Annotated in this window: 17 protein-coding genes; all 17 read right to left on the reverse strand. The window is 43.7% G+C overall.

Annotated elements, in window-relative coordinates:
- Nucleotides 1-156 precede the first annotated feature (156 nt).
- The gene (locus I2D69_RS17370; protein WP_187566099.1) at nt 157-2,103 is read right to left on the reverse strand and encodes a bifunctional UDP-sugar hydrolase/5'-nucleotidase; all 1,947 of its coding nucleotides are present in this window, start codon (nt 2,101-2,103) and stop codon (nt 157-159) included.
- A gap of 38 nt (nt 2,104-2,141) precedes the next feature.
- Nucleotides 2,142-3,440: a TIGR02679 domain-containing protein gene (locus I2D69_RS17375; RefSeq protein WP_195380308.1), complete on the reverse strand. Its 1,299-nt coding sequence runs from the start codon at nt 3,438-3,440 to the stop codon at nt 2,142-2,144.
- Nucleotides 3,418-7,533 (reverse strand): TIGR02680 family protein, encoded by a 4,116-nt coding sequence (locus I2D69_RS17380; protein ID WP_227198845.1) that lies wholly within the window; start codon nt 7,531-7,533, stop codon nt 3,418-3,420. Before I2D69_RS17380 ends, I2D69_RS17375 begins: the two co-directional genes overlap by 23 nt.
- Nucleotides 7,523-8,665, reverse strand: a complete 1,143-nt coding sequence (locus tag I2D69_RS17385) for a TIGR02678 family protein (RefSeq protein WP_195380309.1) — start codon at nt 8,663-8,665, stop codon at nt 7,523-7,525. The genes I2D69_RS17380 and I2D69_RS17385 overlap by 11 nt, the downstream gene beginning before the upstream one ends.
- A complete protein-coding gene (locus I2D69_RS17390) occupies nt 8,665-10,149 on the reverse strand; it encodes a TIGR02677 family protein (protein WP_195380310.1) in 1,485 nt (494 codons plus the stop codon). The genes I2D69_RS17385 and I2D69_RS17390 overlap by 1 nt, the downstream gene beginning before the upstream one ends.
- Before the next feature lie 357 nt (nt 10,150-10,506).
- On the reverse strand, nt 10,507-10,686 hold the full coding sequence (locus I2D69_RS17395) for a hypothetical protein (RefSeq protein WP_028086473.1): 180 nt from the start codon (nt 10,684-10,686) through the stop codon (nt 10,507-10,509).
- A gap of 135 nt (nt 10,687-10,821) precedes the next feature.
- Complete coding sequence (locus tag I2D69_RS17400; RefSeq protein ID WP_187566095.1) at nt 10,822-12,276, reverse strand: helix-turn-helix domain-containing protein; 1,455 nt, start codon at nt 12,274-12,276, stop codon at nt 10,822-10,824.
- Between the two features lie 139 nt (nt 12,277-12,415).
- Nucleotides 12,416-12,799, reverse strand: a complete 384-nt coding sequence (locus I2D69_RS17405) for a helix-turn-helix transcriptional regulator (protein ID WP_187566094.1) — start codon at nt 12,797-12,799, stop codon at nt 12,416-12,418.
- Nucleotides 12,800-12,999: 200 nt separating this feature from the next.
- Nucleotides 13,000-13,674, reverse strand: coding sequence for a transcriptional regulator (locus I2D69_RS17410; RefSeq protein WP_227202120.1), 675 nt, complete (start codon nt 13,672-13,674; stop codon nt 13,000-13,002).
- Between the two features lie 144 nt (nt 13,675-13,818).
- Nucleotides 13,819-15,441, reverse strand: a complete 1,623-nt coding sequence (locus tag I2D69_RS17415; protein ID WP_008791695.1) for a recombinase family protein — start codon at nt 15,439-15,441, stop codon at nt 13,819-13,821.
- 107 nt (nt 15,442-15,548) lie between these two features.
- Nucleotides 15,549-15,734 carry a hypothetical protein gene (locus I2D69_RS17420; RefSeq protein WP_004849804.1) on the reverse strand — a complete coding sequence of 62 codons (186 nt, stop codon included), beginning with the start codon at nt 15,732-15,734 and terminating at the stop codon, nt 15,549-15,551.
- Nucleotides 15,735-16,004: 270 nt separating this feature from the next.
- Entirely contained in the window at nt 16,005-17,345 is a 1,341-nt protein-coding gene (locus I2D69_RS17425; RefSeq protein ID WP_009321442.1) for a virulence-associated E family protein, read from the reverse strand.
- On the reverse strand, nt 17,230-17,970 hold the full coding sequence (locus I2D69_RS17430; RefSeq protein ID WP_014079457.1) for a CHC2 zinc finger domain-containing protein: 741 nt from the start codon (nt 17,968-17,970) through the stop codon (nt 17,230-17,232). The genes I2D69_RS17425 and I2D69_RS17430 overlap by 116 nt, the downstream gene beginning before the upstream one ends.
- A gap of 47 nt (nt 17,971-18,017) precedes the next feature.
- Entirely contained in the window at nt 18,018-19,490 is a 1,473-nt protein-coding gene (gene mobQ, locus I2D69_RS17435) for a MobQ family relaxase (protein WP_195380312.1), read from the reverse strand.
- 2 nt (nt 19,491-19,492) lie between these two features.
- Nucleotides 19,493-19,810: a DUF3847 domain-containing protein gene (locus tag I2D69_RS17440; RefSeq protein ID WP_008816380.1), complete on the reverse strand. Its 318-nt coding sequence runs from the start codon at nt 19,808-19,810 to the stop codon at nt 19,493-19,495.
- Nucleotides 19,811-20,096: 286 nt separating this feature from the next.
- A complete protein-coding gene (locus tag I2D69_RS17445) occupies nt 20,097-20,300 on the reverse strand; it encodes a hypothetical protein (RefSeq protein WP_004614949.1) in 204 nt (67 codons plus the stop codon).
- Nucleotides 20,301-20,447: 147 nt separating this feature from the next.
- A complete protein-coding gene (locus I2D69_RS17450) occupies nt 20,448-20,672 on the reverse strand; it encodes a helix-turn-helix domain-containing protein (RefSeq protein WP_005362423.1) in 225 nt (74 codons plus the stop codon).
- Between the last annotated feature and the right edge of the window lie 195 nt (nt 20,673-20,867).

The raw sequence follows: 20,867 nt of genomic DNA on the forward strand, positions 1-20,867 counted from the left end.
AACTGCCAGCAGATAAATTTCTGCTGGCAGGAAAAATTTATATTTTTTCAATTGTCTACTTGACGGGGAGCGGTTCATCCTGACAGCCCCTTTTGTAACTTTATGGTGTTTATAGTATTATATCAGATTTTATTCCCCCCCATTTCTGTGATAGTATCACATACTTTTCTTTTTTGCCTTGCGGACCAGTTTTCGGATCAGGACTACAATAAGAATAATAATTACAAGGAAGAGCAGGCAGATCAGCACGATCATTACTGAGAATCTATTGGGATTTTTCACCAGATCAATAATATTTGTGCTGTCATCTACAACCTTACGGTTATGAGTGACTGCATAATATTCCGGTACATTAGCAATTCCATCCCCGTCTGTATCTTCAAAAGACTGCATGTATCTTGCAATAGCATCCCACGCTTTCAATTCCCTGCCATCTTCCATGATTGCTTGATCTTCCAGATTTTCAATTGGATTTCCGTTCTTATCCTTTGGTTCAAGAGACAACAGACCATAGGACATTTTCATTACAGAGCCAAGCATTTGTCCTGTATACAAGTCAGTCACAACATGGTACAGTTTATCATCCTGAATTTCAATTCTTTCTCCATCTTCTCTGGTCAGATAACAGTCCGTCACCTTATTCAGAATCATTCGATGAGGATTATATGTAAAATTCAGTCCGCTGCAATACAATCTTGCAGTTGTCATAAAATCCGAAACAGAAGCGTCTACTTCTGCTGCCAGCTTCAATTCTTTTCCTGTCAGATATGCATTGATAAGAGGATATCCTGCCACACCGTCTTTTCCAATTCCCAGAGAAAAAGAATTGTAAACATCCTCTACTGTAATATTGCCTTTTGTATATGTGTCACGGACCGTTCCGCTTGGTACAACCGCTACGTCTACCGGATTTCCATCGTAATACTCTGAATTTTCCACAGCATATACGTACGCATCAGACATAATATCGCCAAGATTCAGTTCTTCATGCTTTGTACCCATCTCTTCCAGACTGTTAAATTCAATATCGTTCTGAGCCAGAACTTCATCCCTGGTGTACCCAAAATCTGCAAGATAATTGGTGTCTACTGTATCCATTAATTCATCAATCCGTTTCTGTGTTTCCTGATCCGGCTTGATCTCATCAGACACAGGAATCAGCTCATAGGAAGTCATTTCCCAACGCCCGTCCTCCTTCTGTGTCATTGAAAGTGATCCAAGGTTTCTCCCATACTCACCGCAGGATACAATATATGTATTCCCATGCTTAATGGCTTCATTCAGCTCTGTATGGGAATGTCCACTGATGATCAGATCCAGATCCGGCACCTTTTTTGCAAGGATTTCATCCTCTGACTTATCCTCGTCCTCCCAGGTTCCGCCGTGAGACACACATGCGATCATATCCACATTCTCGTTTTTCTTAATCTCAGCTACCGTCTGCTTTACTGCTTCTACCGGATCTTTAAACAGAAGTTCACATGTAGGCGCACATTCCAAGGCATCTTTTCCAAATACACCAACCACAGCAATTCTCGTATCACCCTTTTGAACCACAACATAATCTTTCACGCCGTACGCTTCAAACGCTTCTTTGATCTGCTTCTGCCCATCTTTTAAGCCATCTTTCTCCATAGCATCCCAATCCACATTGCACACTACGATCTCCGGCACTGTCTCACCGGAATTTATGGCTGCTTTCAGCATATTTGCCAGTCCCTTTGACCGGTAGTCGTATTCGTGATTTCCAAAAGTAGTCACATCATACCCCAGATATCCCAGCATTCGAAGCTCCGCTGCCTCCGTATCATATACGGTCTGGATCAGTGTACCCATGGAAAAATCTCCGCCATCCAATACCAGGGTATCTGGATTGTCTTTCTTCTTTTCATCCATCAGGGTTTTTATTTTCGCAAAACCGCCAACTTCTTTTTGCTGTCCATCTACAATTGTTGAAAAGCTGTCCAAATGGGAATGAGTATCATGGGTAAACAAAACGTCTACCTTTTTCGTCCCAGCTGCTGTCACAGGAATATCCAGTACAAGCAGAAGCAGTGTTGCAATTGTTAATACAATTGACAAAATTCGTTTCCGTGTCTTCATAACTTCTCCTTTTCATTCAAAAGATCTTCATCTGATTTCTATAGCATATCTTCTGCCAGCATCTCCTGATATCCGGCTGTCCTGTATTTTCCGATCAGCGCTGCCACCGGCTTTAACCTTTCATCCGTTATTCGTTCCAGTATTTTCAGCCGCTTAGGTGATATGACCTCTTTGGACCTGCATCTTTCGTAATCCGCGGCTTCCATATGCCAGTAATAAAATTCGCCCTTATAATACTGCGAAAGTTTCTGTGCGATCAACACACCTTCCGGATCCAGATCTCCTGCATAATAAACTCGGGTTTCGGATTTTGCAAGTAAATCCAATGCCATCAAACCCGCCAGTCTTGGCTGACCGTTCATACACATATAGGCTTTTCCTTTTTGATTTGCTTCTTCTTTTCCACAAAGCATTGCAAAAATCGAAGGATTTTCCACAATATATATTTCGTTTCGGGGACAATGAAGTGACTCCCATTCTGTAAGCACTGCAAGAGGAACCTGTACAATGTGCTGTTCTTCTAAAAAGCCTGCCATACCTTTATGATAAGTTCCATCTTCTTTCACAGCCTGCACCTGATACATCATCGCATAATTGGAAACATCATCCAGCATAATCCCTGCCAGCAGATAACTTTTCTGACGTTTATACGCAGGAAATATTGCACATGTCTCTACTGTAATTCTTCGTATTTCCAAATCCATCTGTATGATCTGATATAAAAAATTACCATCTGCTGTTCCAATATCAAACGCATGCGGATTACCTGTCAGCATAGCTGCAAATACGGCAAGGTACATCTTTGTGTTGCGATATGGCAGATTGTTATAGATTTCTGCTCCAAGCCGCAGCGTCCTGTCCCATTTGGCCAGCTCCTGATTCCCATTGTCTTTCACAATGCTTCGCAACGATTCTAAGGCTGTCTCTACAGGAGTTCCTTCATAGTCTCTCTGAAAAATCTCCCATATACGCTCTTTTTCCTGTTCCCGTAAGGATTTTTGCTCCTGTCTTCCAAGCAGTGGCTCTTCAAAAAAATTCTCCAACAGGCATTCCGGCGTTATCTCTTTATATCTGCTTGTTTCCAGCGCCTGTCTGAATTTTTCTGAGGACACCGTTACACTTTTCTGACTGTGAAAAGATTTTCCAAAAAATCCTTCCAGTTCTTCAATATCTGTTGGTTTCAGATTCTTCAGAATTACTTTCCCACCAAACCTTCCGTAAGAAATATATTTCTCCCGGAAGCCTTTCAGCACCTTCTCCCAGACTGGGCTCAGGTGAAAATAAGCCAGACAGTCTTTCATTTTATTTTCAAATTTATACTCCTTCTGCCTGTCCAAGCTCTATTCCTCTCTGTTCAACTTCTTCCTCGTGTTCTAACAATTCTTTCCTGTGACCATTCCATAAATAAGGCATAACGGTTACAAATTTCGCATTTCCCGGACGGATTAACTGATAGATTGCCAATGCGTCCAACGTATCACAATCTCCCCACAGAACCTGTGAGTTAATAATAAAATCAAACCGGAATTCTGTCATCAGACGGAACATATCACGAATATTCTTATTATCTACTCCGGCAAATGCCTCGTCCAGAGATATCAATCTCGGTGCATCTTCCCTTCCTCCCTGATACTTGGCCACAACTGCTGAAAATAGCGGTACATACATGGACATTGCCTTTTCTCCGCCACTGAAGGTTCCGAATACGCTATTTGTCAGCTCCTTCTGACGTTCCCCGTTTTTCTGGGAAAACAGCTGGAATTCAAACCATTTACGGTAATCCAGCGTATCCTTCATGATCTGATAGAAGGATACCATTCCTGCACTGTCTTTCGCATTTCTTCGTGCCTCTGCCACCTTGGAACGGAAATGGGCAGACAATCTGGCTGCCTCATCTTCACTCATCAGCCGATAATCTTTCTTCAGTAATTCTACCAGTTCTTTCGTATCCAGCTGGTCTTCCTGTTCTGCAGTCTTACTTCGCCATCTAAGGCTAAGCTTTAATCCGCTGGAGGTATTCATACCGTTCATCAGGGAATTCATTTTCTGTACCCATGTATTGGAACTGTTAATCTTTCCACGGATTTTTCTGCTTACCGTATTGGCAAGAATGTCTTCAAACAACTCCCGGTCTCCATCTTTGATCAGATTCTCCAGTTCTGTGATATCTTCTTCAAGATGCAAAAGGAGACTGGCAAATGATATTTTTACACCTTGGTATCTGGCTGAAATATCCAGTCGCTTTGCAGGAAATTCCGTTTGTTCTTCTTCAGTAAACAGCTCATTCTGCATTAAATGATAGTCTGTAAGAAAGCCTCTGTTTTCAAAGTATACTTTATTCAGATCACGGATCACACTGTCTTTGTCCAGCGCTTTTACATCTGATTCCAGATAACTTCTGATATGTGCGGCATCTTCCGGTATCTCTTTTGGTATTTCCACATAATGCAAAGCCTTTTCCATATCATAGCATTCTGAAAAATATTTCGTTTTCTTTTCATATTCTTCAATTTTCTTCTGGTTTTCATCTAAGCGCAGTGTCAGTTGTCCTACTTCGTCTTCTTCATGCGTCTGTCTGCTTACGCATACACGTAATTGCTCCGGATACTCCTGCAGCCAGTTAATACATGCATCAAGCCGTTCTTTAATTTCTTCGTAATCAGTCAGACGCAATTGTTCCTGAATGGAAGCCTGTTCTTCTGTCTTTCTCCTGATTTCTTTTTGAATCTCCTGCAGATCATACCGTATCTGTTCCATATCTGCATCCAAATCTTCCAAATGTTCTTTTCGCTCTCTCAGATACATCAGACTTCTAAGATACATTTCGTGTGCGGCAATCAGGCTGATCAAATGCTTTCCATATTCCTCTGCTGCTTTTTTTGCTTCTTTAAATATATCATAAGAACAGGTCAGATATAATGCTTCTGCAATTTCCAGTGCTTTCTTTTTCTTTTCTTTCAGTATCTCCACTAGTTCACGGATCTGACACTCCAATTTATCACTCTCGCGCTTCAGCTGTTCGCACTCTCGTTCCTCGGCCTGCAGCATCCGAAGTGCTTCTCTCATATCTGTGTCTTTCGGAAGATTCTCGTATTCTTTTCTGAGAATAACTTTTCTGTCAGACAGCTTTCTATGCAGTTCCTCCAGCTGCTGTAATGCGGTTTCCAACTCTGTGATTCTCTGTCTGCACTCTTCTATCTTTGCCTGTCTGTGTTTTTCACGGGCCTTTGTTCCAAGGAATCCTGCCTCATATTCTCCTGTTACAGTTCCGGCAAGCACTCCCATTCCGTAGGTTCCATCTTCTGCAACGGTAAACAAGCTCTCACTATCATATGCAATGCTTCCCAGGATTCCGGTGAGACGCTGATTGGAAAATATGTCATTCACTTCTTCATTCAGTTCCAATACATCTAACAGACTTCTATCTGGCTGCAGATTCTTCTGACTGTTCTTGCAGATAAACAGATAATGATCTTCACATCCTTGTTCTGTTTTCAAAACCTGCTCTTTGTATTGCTCATCTATTACCAGTGCATCCAGAATTCCCATCTTTAATAAAGCTTCTTCCAAACGGTTACAGGCTTCTTCTTCCAGATTATCTCCAAATTCTATAACCTTGTAAAATTCCTGATATGGAATTCCAAGAGCATCCAGTCTCTTGCGGTTACATATGACTGCCTCTGAACGTTCCGGCTGTGGTTCTTTCTGATTCTCCCATTCGGCCAGATCTGCCCTTACTTCTTCCAACTCTTTTTTTGTATTTTGGCTCTCTGTATCATTTACCGAAAGTTCAGATTCGATTTCCCCATTTTTCTTGATCCATACATCTGCAATCCTCTGACGAACCTCGGCAAAATCAGAGGATTCCTTATACGTTTCGGCAAATATACTTAATTCTCTTAATAATTCTTTTTCTAATGCCAGCTCCTGGTTTGCACCGTTCCACTGATACAATGCTTCTTTCCATTCATTCTGTGTCTGCACAAATACAGATTCCAGTTCTGACACTTTTCTCTGAAGAGTATCCAGTTCACGAATCTGTCTTTCTCTTTCTTTTATCAGATCATCCTTCTGTCTTTCCAGACGATCTGTCTCTGCCAGTATCTCTGTTCCCTCATTAATTTTTTCTTTTGTGTTATCAAATTGCTGCTGGTGTAAATTGAATTTGTATGGTTCTTCCGGATGTTTTTCCAGCTCTTCCTTCATAAATGCATGCTCTTCAAAGGCCATGGTATCAGCCTCATCCTGCATCTCTTCTATAAGCTCTTCCAGTTCTTTTTCTTTCTCATATTTCCTGTCTTCTTCTGTTTTAATCTGATTCTGTGCATCCTGATATTGAGTCTGTTTCTGCTCCAGGAATCTCTGCTTTTCTCCCAGGTTTTTCTGTTGTCCGTTTAATTCTGTAATCAGCTCCGCTTCTCTTCGCTTCAATGCTACCGCGTCGCTTTTGTTCAGAGATTCTTTCTCTTTCTCCATGGACTCACGTTTCACATCCAGATTCTGATGTTCTATTTTCAAGTCTTCTATCTTCTGTCTGCATTCACGTAGCTTTTTCTCCTGTTCATTTTGCCGCGTCCTTGCATTTTCCAAATTTAGTCCAGCCTGTTCGCAGCGTTCTGCTTTTTCATATAATAATTTCTGATTATATTTTGAAAATACTGCCTGGATTTTTTCTGCTGCCTGTCTGGCTTCTTTCCTGTTTTTCAGATTCATGGTCATGGTATCCATATTTTCAATGGCTTCCGACATAGGACGCAGGTCATCATCAGACAGGGGCTGAAGGGAATCACTTAAAATATCATTGATTACAGATGGCTTAAAATCCTTGGAAAGCTTCGGTGTACGCAGCTGAATCAAAAGATCTATCATTTCCTTATATTCTTCTGTTGTCTCAAATCCAAAAATCTGGCGGTTCACATATTCCATATAATCAACCTGTCTGTCAATAACGCGGCCGCCATCCCCAATCCTGTTTTCCAGCTCTTTTTTGGAAAGTGTAACCTTTTCTCCTGAATCCTTGTATAAAAAGAAATCCTTACCGATACGTCTTCCATCGGTCAGGCTAAAATACCATTTATCCAGATTCTTTCCTCTTCTTGCGCGGATACCCATTCCGATGGTCAAATATGTGTCACTGTTTTGTCTTTTAAGCTCCAGATACAAATAGCCAGTGCGTTCTTCACGTCCGTCATCTTCTTCCAGAAGATAGCTGCTCATCTTACGATCCCTGGAACCGAAGGGATCCAGTCGTTCCGGACTCATATTTCCATCCAGAAGAAGGGGCACCACACTCTGCATGGTTACTGATTTTCCCGATCCGTTTGAACCTCGAAGGAGCATTCTTCCCTTCACAAATGGGAATTCCTGTTCGTCATAATACCAGAAATTAATCAGCCCGATCTTATTTGCCTGCCATCTGCTATTCATCATTTCTTCCTCCCATATAATCCTCCGGATAACTTCCCTGTATTTTTCCGGTGAGCGGACATATTTTTATCTGATGAGCGAGTTCTTCTTTTCTTATGAACATCCACAACTCCATCTCATCCAACACACTTTTTACAAATTCCCCTTCCGGCATCTCGCGATAATTTTTCGAAAATCCACTTCCATATTCCTGTTTCATTTCTTTTATCATATTTTCAAATTCAATCTGATCTATAAGACAGGTTTCATCCAATCCGGTCTTCCATTGACCCTTCTCAATTTTCTTGCGTATTTCACGAAAACACAAAAGCAAAATATCTGAAATGGAATTATTACCAGGAAATACTGTTCCCATTCTGCAGTCGTCTCCCGACAGCAGATATGCACTTCCCTTATGAATGTGCACATGACAGTCAAATATCTGCTCCAGTTCTTCGCTTAATCTGCGTCCGTAATATTTCAGATATTCAAAATCCTCCGATGAGCCATCCTCTTTATACATACCAGGTGCAAAGATCAGTCTTTTATAGACTCTGTGCCTTCTTGCAAAGCCTCGGTCTTCATCCACTTCAAACCAGTCACTTTCCTGAAAATCTTTCGGTTTCGTATATTCCATAATGTCTTTTGAAAAGCTCTTCATAAAATACCTGGATGCACCTGTATTTTCATAAAGCACTTCTCCTCCTTCGTCATCCATGAATGCCTCGTCTTTTCCATCTGTAACTCCAATAAGCCCCTGATCTGCTGCAAATCTCATTACACGGATCAGCTTCCTTCTATTCGTATACAATGTCCAGTCGGAAATTTCCCCAGGCAGATTTGCTGTAATATATTCCGTCAGCTGTGATATAATAAACTGCTCCTGCGCATCTTTGTCTTCCAGAAACATCAGCAAAATACAGAGATAGGCATATTCTTCTTTTGAGGAAAATTTCTGAATCCCCATAAAGCTTTCCGGTATCACCGGAATCTTCTCCATCTTTATCAGAAGTGAATTATCAATGATCTGGCAGCCCATTTTCTCTGTAGTAAATTTACGCAGTTCTCCAAGGGCATCTCTTAATTTATAATAGGTTTCCTTATCTCTGGATTTTAATACCCATCTTTTATTTAACAGGATCTCCAGTTCCTTCATCACGGTTCCTCCTGAAATACAATTGACAGATCAGGCATGGTAAAATTACCATCCTGACAATGCACAACACAGGTCTCGTCTGCCCGGCTTCTGTCTAATATGTATCTTCTTCCATCATCCGTTCTTGCGGAAAAATCCGCAGATTCCATGGCATCTGACAGCCATTTCAAAAGGATCTCCCTGATTCTTGGTTCCAGTACCGGTAATTCTCCAAAATGAATCCTTCCATTCACTTCCAACGCCTGCAGTTTTTCCATTTCTTCTCTCTGTTTTTCCAGCATTTTACGTCTTGTTTCCTGCTTTTGCTCTGCTGATTCGCGGATCGCACTTCTTCTGGATTTCTCCCTGTATGTGCGTATCCTTGGCTTTAAACTGATTTCCATGGGTTGTTCTTCGTATACTCCGATATTCATACTATCGGTTTCACGTACCAGATCTCCGGCAATATGCTGCGGGCACTCCATGCCAAATACCATTGCAGACATTTTGTGGGCTTCTTCCATATCCTGGCATTGCAAAAATAATTCTGCCACTTTGCGATATTCTTCTTTTCGGTTAGCCCCCAATGCATTCTTTTCACTTAACTGCGCTGCATATCTTGTGATCCTGCGAATAATATCATTTGTTGCATCAAAAAGCTTTCCCGCTTCATTCTCCTGACCTTCCTTTCCTACAAACCAGTCATAGATACTTTGATAACGGCCCTTTACTTTCTGCCAGATCATTTCCTTCGATACTTCCACATCCATTCGCGGTATCGACAATTCATAATCAACTACTTTTTCAAATACCTGGTTTTTCATCTCTTCCTTCTGCTGGCATAAGCTTTCTTCTATCACACCCACATTTCTCTGTAATCCTTTAATAAAGCTGCGCAAATATTCGATCAACCGGTCTTTAAACACCAGAAACTGCTTCGTATGCATCATTTCTTCTGCCCGCACACTGTTCAGATCTCTGATATAATCCTGATAATTCTGATTCAGACGTACAAAATCATTATTCAGATCTGTCCACCAGGTATATACTTCATTTTTATCTCTTTCCACCATCTCCGGAAACCGTTCTATACCTCTTCGTATCCGCTCCAATAATGTGGGCTCTAAGGATGCACCTTCAATGAACAGGTTCTCAAGTCTAAGCACCAGACGTTCTATCTCTACACTATATTCTGTCATCTGATAGCGGTACTTTTTGTTCTTAAATTCTTCAATGGATGCCACCTTTTTCGTATCCTGGATCGTATTCAGATTCTTCCATTCTGTCAACATTGTGAGATCCTGCTGACACTGCTCTGGTCTGTAATCTGCAAAAAAAGGATCCTTCATCATTTCTTCGTAAACCTCTTCCTGATACAGCCAGTATTTCAGTTTCTCGTAATGCTCAAAAAAAATACGCATAATACAGCGATATCTGCTTACATTATCTGCATTTAAATATTTCGCTTCTGTCAGTGGTTTGATTAATTTATCTGATACCTGCATGAGGCCTCTCCTTCTTTTCATACATGGGGTTACTTATATATAATGTCGGGGGCAAAAGTCCCCGACTACCATACCTGCGGATTGTTTCACTGATTACATTGTACCAAGACGTTGTCCAGTCGACCAGTCCTAATCTGTAAAAGCTACTATTTTTTTGCACGAAAAGAGGCTGCAGGAATTCTATCCTACAGCCAATTTCGCTTTTTTGTTTATTTCACTTTTTTATTCAAACTCCTTTGCGGACTGCGTTTCATGACACGCAAAGGCTGTTATTAGAGGCTTATATTTCAAACATGCGTTCTGATTTTGTGCTTTTCGCACCGCTTATGATGAAATAAACTCCAAAATAACTCCATTCTACTCTTTGTTATTTTGTTGTTCTTCTCTTGCGTACAGGAGATCCAATGCCTGACATACAACACCACTCATGCTCTGATAGTGTCTTTCTGCATACTCAACAAGTCTCTGTTTTTGTTCTGGAGTCACCCGTACTCGTATGTTTTCTTCTTTGCCATCTTTTGGTGTTTTTCTAGCCAAACATATCACTTCCCTTCCCCAAGTACAATTTACTACTGATTACTACAAAATGTCAATCTATTTTTGTTATTTATATATATATTCTCTTGGACTAATCTTGAGATATCTTGGACTAGTCTTGGACTAATTTACTTCTCACTCCTGTAGATCTTTATCTACAATCTCCCAGTAACCATTCTTTGGAGAGCCATGTCTTATAAGAATACCATACTCTTTTAACTTCTTAATATTGTTCTCTATATTTCGACTGGCAACACCGATTTTTTCAGCTAACTTAACCGCTGATAATTGATGATCTTCTGAAAGCAATTTTATAATCTTTTGCTGTGTATCGTTGAGGTCTGTTCTCCACGCTACTTCCGATGTTTCTCCGATGCTTCTCCGATGCTTCTCCGATGCTTCTCCGATGTTTTCTTTTTCATTTATCATCGGAAATGAATTACGAAACAGCTCTACCCGAAACATATTATCGAATTCCTGAAATTTCGGCTCCGGAAGTCCATACTCTTCTGCAGCATTAAGGATTCTTTTTATTCCGCTTCCCCATGCCTCTACAAGTCCCATCTGACTGAATATATTGGCAATGCCTTTATTCCGGATCTTCGAATGACCATTCATGACTTCCTCATAAGTCAATCCGTTATATAATCCGCCTGGAGAAGTCACTTCCAGTCTGTCATCATAAACTGCGACCTGAATACAGGATTCATCCAACAGGTTACGGTGACAATGGGCGTTAATGATCATTTCCCTGATTGCTTCCGGTGGTAGCTCATATTTCTCTTTTCGCACCAATCCGTCAATTGTTGCTCCAAGTCGAATATTTCTCAATACAAAATCTACAGCTTCTTCGATTTGTGTATAAATCGGTCCTGTAAATTCTCTCTTATCCAGAAACACTGCTCGATCTGTTCCCTTGAATACCGCACATTGTGTTTTAGAAAATGAAAAATACTCTGAAGTCAGCAACGCATAGGCATTCGTTGCCAGAAGCTGTCCTTCACTCTGCTTTAAGATCTTCCAGTTTATCAGCTGCTCTTTCTTCACAGAATGTTCTGCCATTCCAGCTTTTTTCCGAAATCTTTCAATATCCTGGCAAAGTTTCTCTGTAGCTTCTTCTGAAACAGGATAACCTACACAGGTAAGCTCATCCCATGAAATTCTGGCACCTTCCATTTCCAGTTCTTTTATCTTCTCTGGAAATGCCTGCCTTGATGTACCTGCAACACGGATATAAGTACCATTATCCTTTCCCTTTGATTTCAGATAATACGGTCTGTTCTTTCCAGCTTCTACTGATACAACAATGACCGTTTTCCCGTCTACTGTCTGTGGCTCAATATCAGGAATAATCTGTGGCACACAGGAATCAGAAACTGCATTGGCAATTCCGTCCATCATCTGAAACAACACATCATTTTCCACACCAACAATCTGGTGTGTTTTATCATCTACTCCAACAATCAGCTTGCCGCCCTGTGTATTGGCAAAAGCTACGATTGTCTTCATGTACTTTTCACTTTTATCAGGTAAGGATACCTTGTACTCAATATTTTTCGATTCCCCGGAAAACATAGTATCTTCTACCATTCTTTCACTCCTAATCTATACTCGCACCACCGGTGCGAATAATTCTATTTCCAGAGTAAATATCTCTGGATCACTAACACTATTATACGTTCTATTCTTCTTTTCTAGCAAGTAAGAAAACAAAACGGTTCATTTTTTCTTACCATTTTCTTCTGTTCTTTTTTGATTCCAGATAAAGTCTCGTCATCCCATCCATGAAAATCGTTTTGTCCTCATTGGTCATAGTTCCACTGGCAAATAAAGCAGCTGCCTGTTCAAGAATCTGCCTTGCTTGTTTAGCACCAGAATATTCACTTGGCTCATCATTACCCACGCACACGGTTTCATCATCATTCATAGGATAAGAAACCCGACACTGAAATGCATCTGCCAGTTTTTGATATAAACTGCTCTGCTTTGGATATCGTCCATCAACTTCCCAAGCTCGAATTGTTCTATAAGAAACGCCCACCATAGCACCCAGCTTTTGTTGAGTCATTTTTTTCTCTATTCGCAACTTTCTAATTTTATCACCAAATGTCATAAATATACTTCTTTCTACTTTTGTATGGTTTGTATCTTTAAAATCATAGTAAAATTATATCATTAAAAAGCACAAAGAGAACTCAAAATCGAGTTCTCTTTGTGCTTTTTAATTGATTCATCCATCGCAAAATAATCGTTGCTCCGTGTCACCCTGGTCAGAGCCATTATTGTCATTATTTCTCCGTATGTATGTGTCTATTACTTACAAAATTCAAATGCCACATAATACACATAATCATTTTTTGAAAGAAAATCTGTTTTGCTATTTATAAAATCGTCTAAAGTTGGAACACTCATTTCGTCGTTATCATAAACAAAAGCAATTAGTGGCTGTTGCTCATTGTATTTAATGTCTACGACATTTTTTATTTCAGTTGCCGTTCTGCCATAGTATTCTCTATCTTCAACATTTTCTAAAATAGGAATTTCAGTTGACAACTTATTTCCATCTCCGGAAACAATTAATTTAATTACATAATTATCGAAATCCGGCACCATTACAATTTCACCACTTTTTGGCGAAGCAATATCTTCAAATCCCATTTCTACTTTATCGTGATCACTCAATTTTCCTGATTCGTATCGGTAAATATGTAATCTGAGTTTTTTATATTTATCCGTTGTGATAAACTTATATACGAATACTCCATCCGATCCAGCAAACAGTTCTGCTGTCTGCATTTCTATACTGTCTTTTGCAACAGGCGAAATGTAATTCTGTGGTTTTTTCAAACGGTATATGGTAAATCCGATTACTGATACCACACAAATAAAAATAAATACTAATATACATTTCATAACCTTCAGACATTTCTGCTTATTTATATTATCTTTGATCACTTCAATGATATTTGTTTCCGACTTCTGAATCATGTTCTCTTGGGCTATATCTTCTCCAGCCAGAAACTCATTGAGGCTAATACCAAGAATTGAACAAAGTTCTTTATAAACAGATACATCCGGAAGGCAAACGCCCGTCTCCCTTAATTAAAGATATTGTTGGGTAAAAAAGAAAGGTCAGTCGATTTTGCCGATGAAGCGGTAGTAGATTTCTACTTCCTGCTCACGGCTTCCGTCCTCGCCCTTGACAGCTTCGTGGACGGTTATTTTTTCAATTAGAGTGTTCAGAAGTTCGGCGGTCAGCTCCACAGGGTTGACATACTGTTTCATCAGGGCAATCCACTTTTCAGCATCCGCTGCGGTCTGTACGGCGGCTTCCATCGTTTCGTGAAGCTGTCTTATTTTTGTTTCAAGCTCCTTTTGCTCGTTCTGGTACTTCTCGGACAGCATATTGAAGTTATACTCGGTTATGCGTCCGGCAGACCAGTCCTCATACATTTTAGCAAACAGCCCGTCAACCTCGGCTTTACGCTTCTCTGCCTTTTTCAGCTCCGCAGCCTGCTTTTTCTTCGCAGAGTTTCTTTCCCTGTCGCTGGCATTGAGCAGGCGTTTCAGCAGCTTGTCCTCGTCTTTCTGTGCCAGCATAGACCAGTATTGCAGTCTTGCAAGCACATAGGCATACAGTACATCATAGCGGATATAGTGCATGGAACACTGGCGTAATCCCTGCCCGTTCTTGCTGCAATGGTAGTACCCGTATGGGTTCTTATTCTGCTTGTTTTCCCCATAGGCTAAAGACCATCCGCAGTCTGCACATTTTATCAATCCTGCGAAAATCTGTGTCGTACCGTTTCTGCGTTTCCTGCGTCTGCTTGCAATCAGCTCCTGAACTTTTTGGAACACTTCTTCAGAAATGATGGCTTCGTGGGTATTTTCCACACGATACCATTCTTCCTGCGGCTTCCGCACCTTTTTCTTGTTCTTGAATGAAATGTTGCTCTGCTTGTTGTGAATGCTGTGACCGATGTAGGTTTCCTCTTTCAAAATGCTCTTGACCTGTGCTATCGTCCACGCATAGGCTTTTTCTGCGGGCGCACCGGCGTAGATATTGGCGAAAGTCCCGTATCTTTCATAGTTCAGCCAGCCGGGGGTAGGTACTTTTTCCTCCACCAGAATCCGTGTAATGCTGGCGGCTCCACGCCCGTGTACAGCAAGGTCAAAAATCTTCTCTACAATCCAGCGTGTTTCCGGGTCGATCAGAAGATGACCTTTTTTGTCCGGGTCTTTTACATAGCCCAGCGGTGCATAGGCTCCATAGTGTGCGCCATTGGCAAATCTTGTGTGCATGGCAGCCTTGACCTTTTTGCTGGTCTGTCGGGCGTGCATTTCATTCAGGATGTTTAAGAACGGTGCAAGCTCGCTTTCTCCGTTGATGGTGTCCACATTGTCATTGATGGCAATGTAGCGTACTCCCTTGCTGGGGAAATAGATTTCCGTGTACTGACCGGTCAGGATATAGTTTCTTCCCAGACGGGATAAGTCCTTTGTGACAACGCAGTTGATTTTCCCGTCTTCGATGTCATCAATCATCCTTTGGAAACTTGGACGCTCGAAATTTGTCCCACTCCATCCGTCGTCAATGTACTCGTCTACAACGGTCAGCCCATGCTCTGCGGCATACTGTCTAAGCATCATGCGCTGGGTCTGGATACTGCCGCTTTCCCCCTGTAATTCATCGTCACGGCTCAATCTCAAATATAGTGCAGTGTTATAAATCGTTGTATTGTATGGTTGTTTCACGGTTAAAAATCCTCCTTCTAAAAGAAACAACCCACGCTTATACAATACTCGCTGGTACAAGTATATCATAAGCGTGGGCTGATTGACAGTCGTTATTCCGTATTTTTTCAGGAAGCGGCGGCAGCGTGCTGGATCACATCTTCCAGCAGGCTGTCAAGCGGCTTCCCATCCTGTGCGAAATGCTCCGATACCTTGATACGGACTTTCCCCATGACAAAATACTGGGTGCCGTCTTTTTCGGTAAGCAGGGTGCCGCTGTTTTTGTTATTGCTCTCGTTTTTGCTTTTTGCCATAGGCAGTTACCTCCATAAATGAAATATGCCCGACAAGGGAATGTCAGACAGGTGTACAGCCGCAGACTGTCTCCGTGTCAACCAAACCGTGTCAACCGGCAGAAAAGACTTTGAAAACAATCCATAGGCGCTCTATTATTACTTTTTACTTTTTCTTTGATTTCTTGGTTGACATGGTTGACAAAGGAGAGAAATGCCCCAAATATCAGGCTTTTCCCCGTCAACCGGCTGTCAACCAAAGCGTCAACCAAACTGTCAACCGGTGGCTTTTCAGAATGGAAGTTCCATTTGCCGGGCTTCTTCTTCCGTGATTTCCTGAAAACCGTCCCCCTCCGGCGGAGCTTGGTTGACACGCTCCCAGCCTTTTTGAGAACCGTATTTCTTATACCGCTTCGGGCTTTTGTAGGCTACCCAGCCCTGTATGATGCCGCCCGCAATGCCGGTATTCATAATCTCGCAGATTGCCCGTGTCTCCCAGTCTGCCGGGGAATTTAAGTTCCCCAGCGCTTCCTCATAAAGCTGCTTGGAACATACCCTGTCGCCGGTGTAGTCCTCCAAATAGGCGTAGATCATGCCGGCCTGTGTGTCTTCCTGCATAAAGTCCTGCTGGTGGGCGTTCAGGTATCGGTTCATTTCCATGCTGAATGACAGCTTATACTTCCCACTGCGATAAACCGTCATGGCTTCCGCCCACATCTGTTCGATATACGCCCTCGCCGCCGCTTCATCGTCCAGTATGTGAACCTCCGCCCGTTCCGGGTACACCGTCACGGGGAGAAAGCGCCGGTTGCCGGTGCGGTCACGGGGCAAAAAGTCCTGCCGGTTGGTCGTCCCTCCAAATACACATTGCCGCAGCCGGTCTGCCGGATGTGTCTCATACGGCACTTTGTAGGTTTCTTTCTGGCGGCTTAAGAATGACTTGATTTCCTCAATACTCTTGGCGTTGGCTGTGGCAATCATCTCCGACATCTCGATAATCCAATGCCCTTGCAGCTTGCGGTACACATTTTCATCGTCCAGCTTTTTCAAATCGTCTGAAAACCATTCGTCCCTGCCTGCCAGCAGCCGGAAAAAGGTAGATTTCCCGGCTCCCTGACCACCAACCAGACAGAGCATGACCTCAAACTTGCTCCCCGGTCTGAATACCCGCCGGATGGCTCCCATCAGGAACAGTTTCAAGGCTTCATAGGTGTATTCGTCCGTATCGGCTCCCAGAAAGTGATGCAGGGCGTAACGGATGCGCTCTGTGCCGTCCCATTGCAGGCTGTTCAGGTAATCCCTGACTGGATGGTAGCGGTTTTCATTGGCAACAATCTTGATGGCGCTCTGCACCTTTTTCTCGCTGGTAAGCCCGTAATTTTCTTCCAGATACAAAAGCAGGTAGTTCATGTCCATGTCGGTCAGCGTGGTACTGGTGCGCTCCCAGCCCAGCGGCTTCACAATGTCAATCTGCTCCGTCAAAAGGTTCAGGCGCAGCGCCCCGCGAAACAGAGGGTCACGCTGGAACACCGTCAGGCAGTTTCGGATGCTGTTCTTCACGCCGCCTTTCTGCGTCCCCTCTAATGTTTCCCGGATTTCTGCCGGTGTCTGCGCCGGTTCCATTGTGTCCATCGTCCTTTTGACCGCTTCCTGCGTTTCCGGCGGCAAGCTCTGAAATTCGCTGTTCAAGCCGCAACACCTCCTTTCCCTGTGCGGCGATCAATGCCGCTTTTTCTTCTATTTCTCCGTATAACAAAATATCCAAAAGGTATTCTGTGTAGCTTATCCTCTGCAACGCTTCCACAAAAAGAGGATGCCAGATGGCATCCTGCGGCTGTGGGGCGTGTGCTGTTTTCCAATGCTCCAGCAGGCGCAGATAATCGCATAGCACCCGGAAACAATACCGTTCCGTTTCCTGAAATCTCTGCTCCGCTGATTTTTGTCGGGGCTGTGACCTGTTGTGACGCTTCCTATCTGGCGGCGCATTGCCGGATTTCTCATAGGAAACGCCGAAGTCCTCCGCAAGCCTGACCGCAGCTTCCCGTTTCCCCAATCCATGCAGCAAAGCGGCAAAGTCGATCACATCCCCGGAAGCCCCGCAGCCGAAGCAGTAAAAGCGGCTGTCCACTTTCATGCTGGGCGTGCGGTCATTGTGGAATGGACAGCAGACCATGCCGTTTCTCCCCACCCGGATTCCATAGAATGAAGCAGCCTGCCGGGTGGTAACAGACTGTTTCACCGCTTCAAATACATTCAAATGCTCCCTCCATAAAAATACTGGTAGCGGTAAAGCTGCCGGTTATATCATAGCTCCATCTCATGTTTCTTTCTCTGTACTGCCTGTGGCTGCTCCCTCCGGCGCAGTGCGGTATCTACGGCGTTCTGCACCTGCCGTAGCCGTATGACTTCCTCCCGGAGTGGCTTGTGCTGCGGAGACAGTTCGGCATACTCTGTTTTTAACTGTGCGTATTCCTGTTTCCATGCTTTCAGGGCAATGGGTTTTCCGTCCAGTTTTTCTTTCAAAATACGGCGGGCGGCATAAAACAGCCGTAACTCCGCATCGTGGGATGTTTCAAATTTCTCCCTCTGTTTCTTAAACTTGATATTGTTCAATTCCGTATGAACAGGTTTTAGCCGCTGGTAATTCTCGCCCTCCCGTATCAATTCCTGCAATTCCTTTATCCGGGCAGATTTCTTTTTCATGGAGTCGCTTAACGCTTCAAATTCTTCGTTGACAGAGGAAAGACGCTCCTGCAAATCCTCTAATGTGAGCAGCTTGTTTTCCGTCAGATAATTGACGGCTTCGGCAAACTGCTTTAAGTTTCCGGTTCTGGCTTTATTGCTCCATGCCCCTGCGTTGCGCTGGTTGTAATAAGCGATCAACAGGTCGGCAAGGCTCGGTGTCTGCGGTTTGGAAAGTTCTTCTTTTACCTCTGCCATCCAGACAAACAGGGCTTTGATCTTCTTCCTCACATCCTGCATGAGCCGGTTGGTGGCTTTAATCCAGCGGTTCAGTTCCCCTTTCTCGGTGCGGATGCCCTTTGCTTCCATCTGCCGGACATTAGCTCCCTCGTGGACAGTAGGTATCAGGTCAAGCCCCTGCCGCACATAGGAACGGTGGTCGATACGCACATCCAGCCCTTTTTCCTCAAATTTTGTATTAACGGCAGCCGCCCACTGCTCCCGCCAGTGTTCCAGCGTTTCCGGCTCATGCCAGTCTGTTGTATGGACAGCGTTAAACATATAATCGCCGTTTTTATCCCGGATTCGGTTTCCATCTTCATCAAGAAGATATTCCCGACGCTGTTTTTGTCCCCATGTGCCATCCGGGTTCAAAGGGCGCATGGTTGTCATCACATGAAAATGCGGGTTAGGGATGCCGCCGTCCTCTTTCTCCGGGCTGTGAAAAGCAAGGTCGGCAATCATGCCTTTTGTCACAAACTGCTCCTGTACGAACTTCCTCGCCAGCTCCATGTTTTCTTCCAGCGTCAATTCATTCTGCATGGCAATATCAAAGGAATAGGCAAGCTGTGCTTTTGGATGTTTCTCGCAGTTCTCCACAGCATTCCAGAGGGTCGCCCGGTCAAGATATATTTCCGGCGCATGGGGCGGCAGCATGATTTCCGAAGCGATCACGCCGCCCTTTTTGGTGTAGTCGCTGACTTCTCCATAGTAGCTGCTGTAAAGACGCTCCCCGGCTCGATAGGCTGCGCTGGCAATGGTGCTCTGACCGGCGCTGCGCTTGATCTGTGCGATTGAAAAATGATAAAGTGCTATCCTTAGTCACCGCCTTTCTCCTGCCCGGAAATACGGGCGTGGTTCTCTGTGGCAGACCGGATGAAATGCTCCGCCTGCGGCAGATTCAAAATGCTTTCCATGAGGGAATAAAATTCCGCTTCGGATAGCTCCTTTGTCTGTGGTGCAATGCTCTCAATAGCTGCCCCACGGGTAATCAGCCGGTGCGTCCTCTGTTTCCGGGAACCGCTTTCCAGATACGCCTGCCGGTTTTTCAAACGCTGCATTTTCCGTTTTTCCTGTTCCAGCAGGACAGTGGTTTTTTCATATTCCTGCTTCAACTGTTCCAAAGATTTTTCCATGTTCTCACATCCTTTGCTGATAAGATAAAGAAAGACCATCCGCAGACAGTCCGTGTGTCAGTGCTTCTATAAAACCCGATGAAAAGGGAAAACCGCAGAGCGGATTTCTCTTTGCGGCGGGTACACAGGGGATAGCCGCTTTAGCGGCGCAAGGGGGTGTAGCCACCTTGTCGGAGCGAAGCGAACGCAGACCTCGGATTGCTGATTTTATCAGCGGCAGAGGTAAGCTCCGCAGGACGCACGATACATGGTCTTTAGACTATGTATAGAAGTGCGCCCTTAGTTCCTAAGGGATTTTGCCGTTTCCGGCAGTCTTGTCCTTTTTCTTGGAACGCTTGGAAAGATACTTCGGGCAGTCAACCACAACCGCCCGGAAGCTCTGTTTGCATTCGTGCTGGCATTTCCGGCACAGTTCGTTGTAAGTGATACGGCTGCGGTCATTTAAGAAGAAAGACCATTCCAACCGCCGCTTGTTACTCATTCTTGCCATAACCGGCTCCTTTCTCCGTTTCTATCTGATGTACGCAGATAGGCTGTTTTGATGTAGCGTCTCGGTATCATTTTTAAGTTTTTTTCCCTCTGTATGCCCCTTTGGAAAGTGCGGCAGTATTGCAAGTCAGGGAATGATACCTCACGCTTATTTGTCGCTTCCCGGTACGGTTTCGGAGCCTTTTGCCATCCATTCAAAGAAAGCAATTTTGCTGACCTTGATAAGTCTGCCCCTGCGGAACGCTGGAAAGCCGGGTGTGTGTACCAGCTCATAGGCGCTCGCTCTTGAAATTCCCATAATCCGCTGAATGTCCGCCACATCCAGAACCAGCGGTAAATCCTCGTAGCTGTTCAATCTCTTTTTATCGTTCATTCTGTTCCTCCCATAAATCAAATAGGTTAAAATGCTTCCTGTTGCCGTTCTCCCCAAAAGCCGTTTTCCTGCCCCATTCCTGCGGTGTTTCCCTGCATTGGTGCGCCGAATGCGTCACTTCTCCTGCCGGTCATATCCCTTTTGGACGGTCATTCACTTGTCAAGGTACTGTGCGGTACGAAATTACCAACCGCA

This window comes from Ruminococcus sp. D54t1_190329_F1 (assembly GCF_015551645.1).
GTDB lineage: Bacteria > Bacillota > Clostridia > Lachnospirales > Lachnospiraceae > Blautia_A > Blautia_A faecis.

Excerpts from the sequence above, each read along its gene's own strand:
- I2D69_RS17370 (WP_187566099.1), bottom strand. The coding sequence starts at position 2,103 with ATGAAGACACGGAAACGAATTTTGTCAATTGTATTAACAATTGCAACA.
- I2D69_RS17380 (WP_227198845.1), bottom strand. The coding sequence starts at position 7,533 with ATGATGAATAGCAGATGGCAGGCAAATAAGATCGGGCTGATTAATTTC.
- I2D69_RS17385 (WP_195380309.1), bottom strand. The coding sequence starts at position 8,665 with ATGAAGGAACTGGAGATCCTGTTAAATAAAAGATGGGTATTAAAATCC.
- I2D69_RS17390 (WP_195380310.1), bottom strand. The coding sequence starts at position 10,149 with ATGCAGGTATCAGATAAATTAATCAAACCACTGACAGAAGCGAAATAT.
- I2D69_RS17400 (WP_187566095.1), bottom strand. The coding sequence starts at position 12,276 with ATGGTAGAAGATACTATGTTTTCCGGGGAATCGAAAAATATTGAGTAC.
- I2D69_RS17405 (WP_187566094.1), bottom strand. The coding sequence starts at position 12,799 with ATGACATTTGGTGATAAAATTAGAAAGTTGCGAATAGAGAAAAAAATG.
- I2D69_RS17410 (WP_227202120.1), bottom strand. The coding sequence starts at position 13,674 with ATGATTCAGAAGTCGGAAACAAATATCATTGAAGTGATCAAAGATAAT.
- I2D69_RS17420 (WP_004849804.1), bottom strand. The coding sequence starts at position 15,734 with ATGGCAAAAAGCAAAAACGAGAGCAATAACAAAAACAGCGGCACCCTG.
- I2D69_RS17425 (WP_009321442.1), bottom strand. The coding sequence starts at position 17,345 with ATGGACACAATGGAACCGGCGCAGACACCGGCAGAAATCCGGGAAACA.
- I2D69_RS17440 (WP_008816380.1), bottom strand. The coding sequence starts at position 19,810 with ATGGAAAAATCTTTGGAACAGTTGAAGCAGGAATATGAAAAAACCACT.
- I2D69_RS17445 (WP_004614949.1), bottom strand. The coding sequence starts at position 20,300 with ATGGCAAGAATGAGTAACAAGCGGCGGTTGGAATGGTCTTTCTTCTTA.
- I2D69_RS17450 (WP_005362423.1), bottom strand. The coding sequence starts at position 20,672 with ATGAACGATAAAAAGAGATTGAACAGCTACGAGGATTTACCGCTGGTT.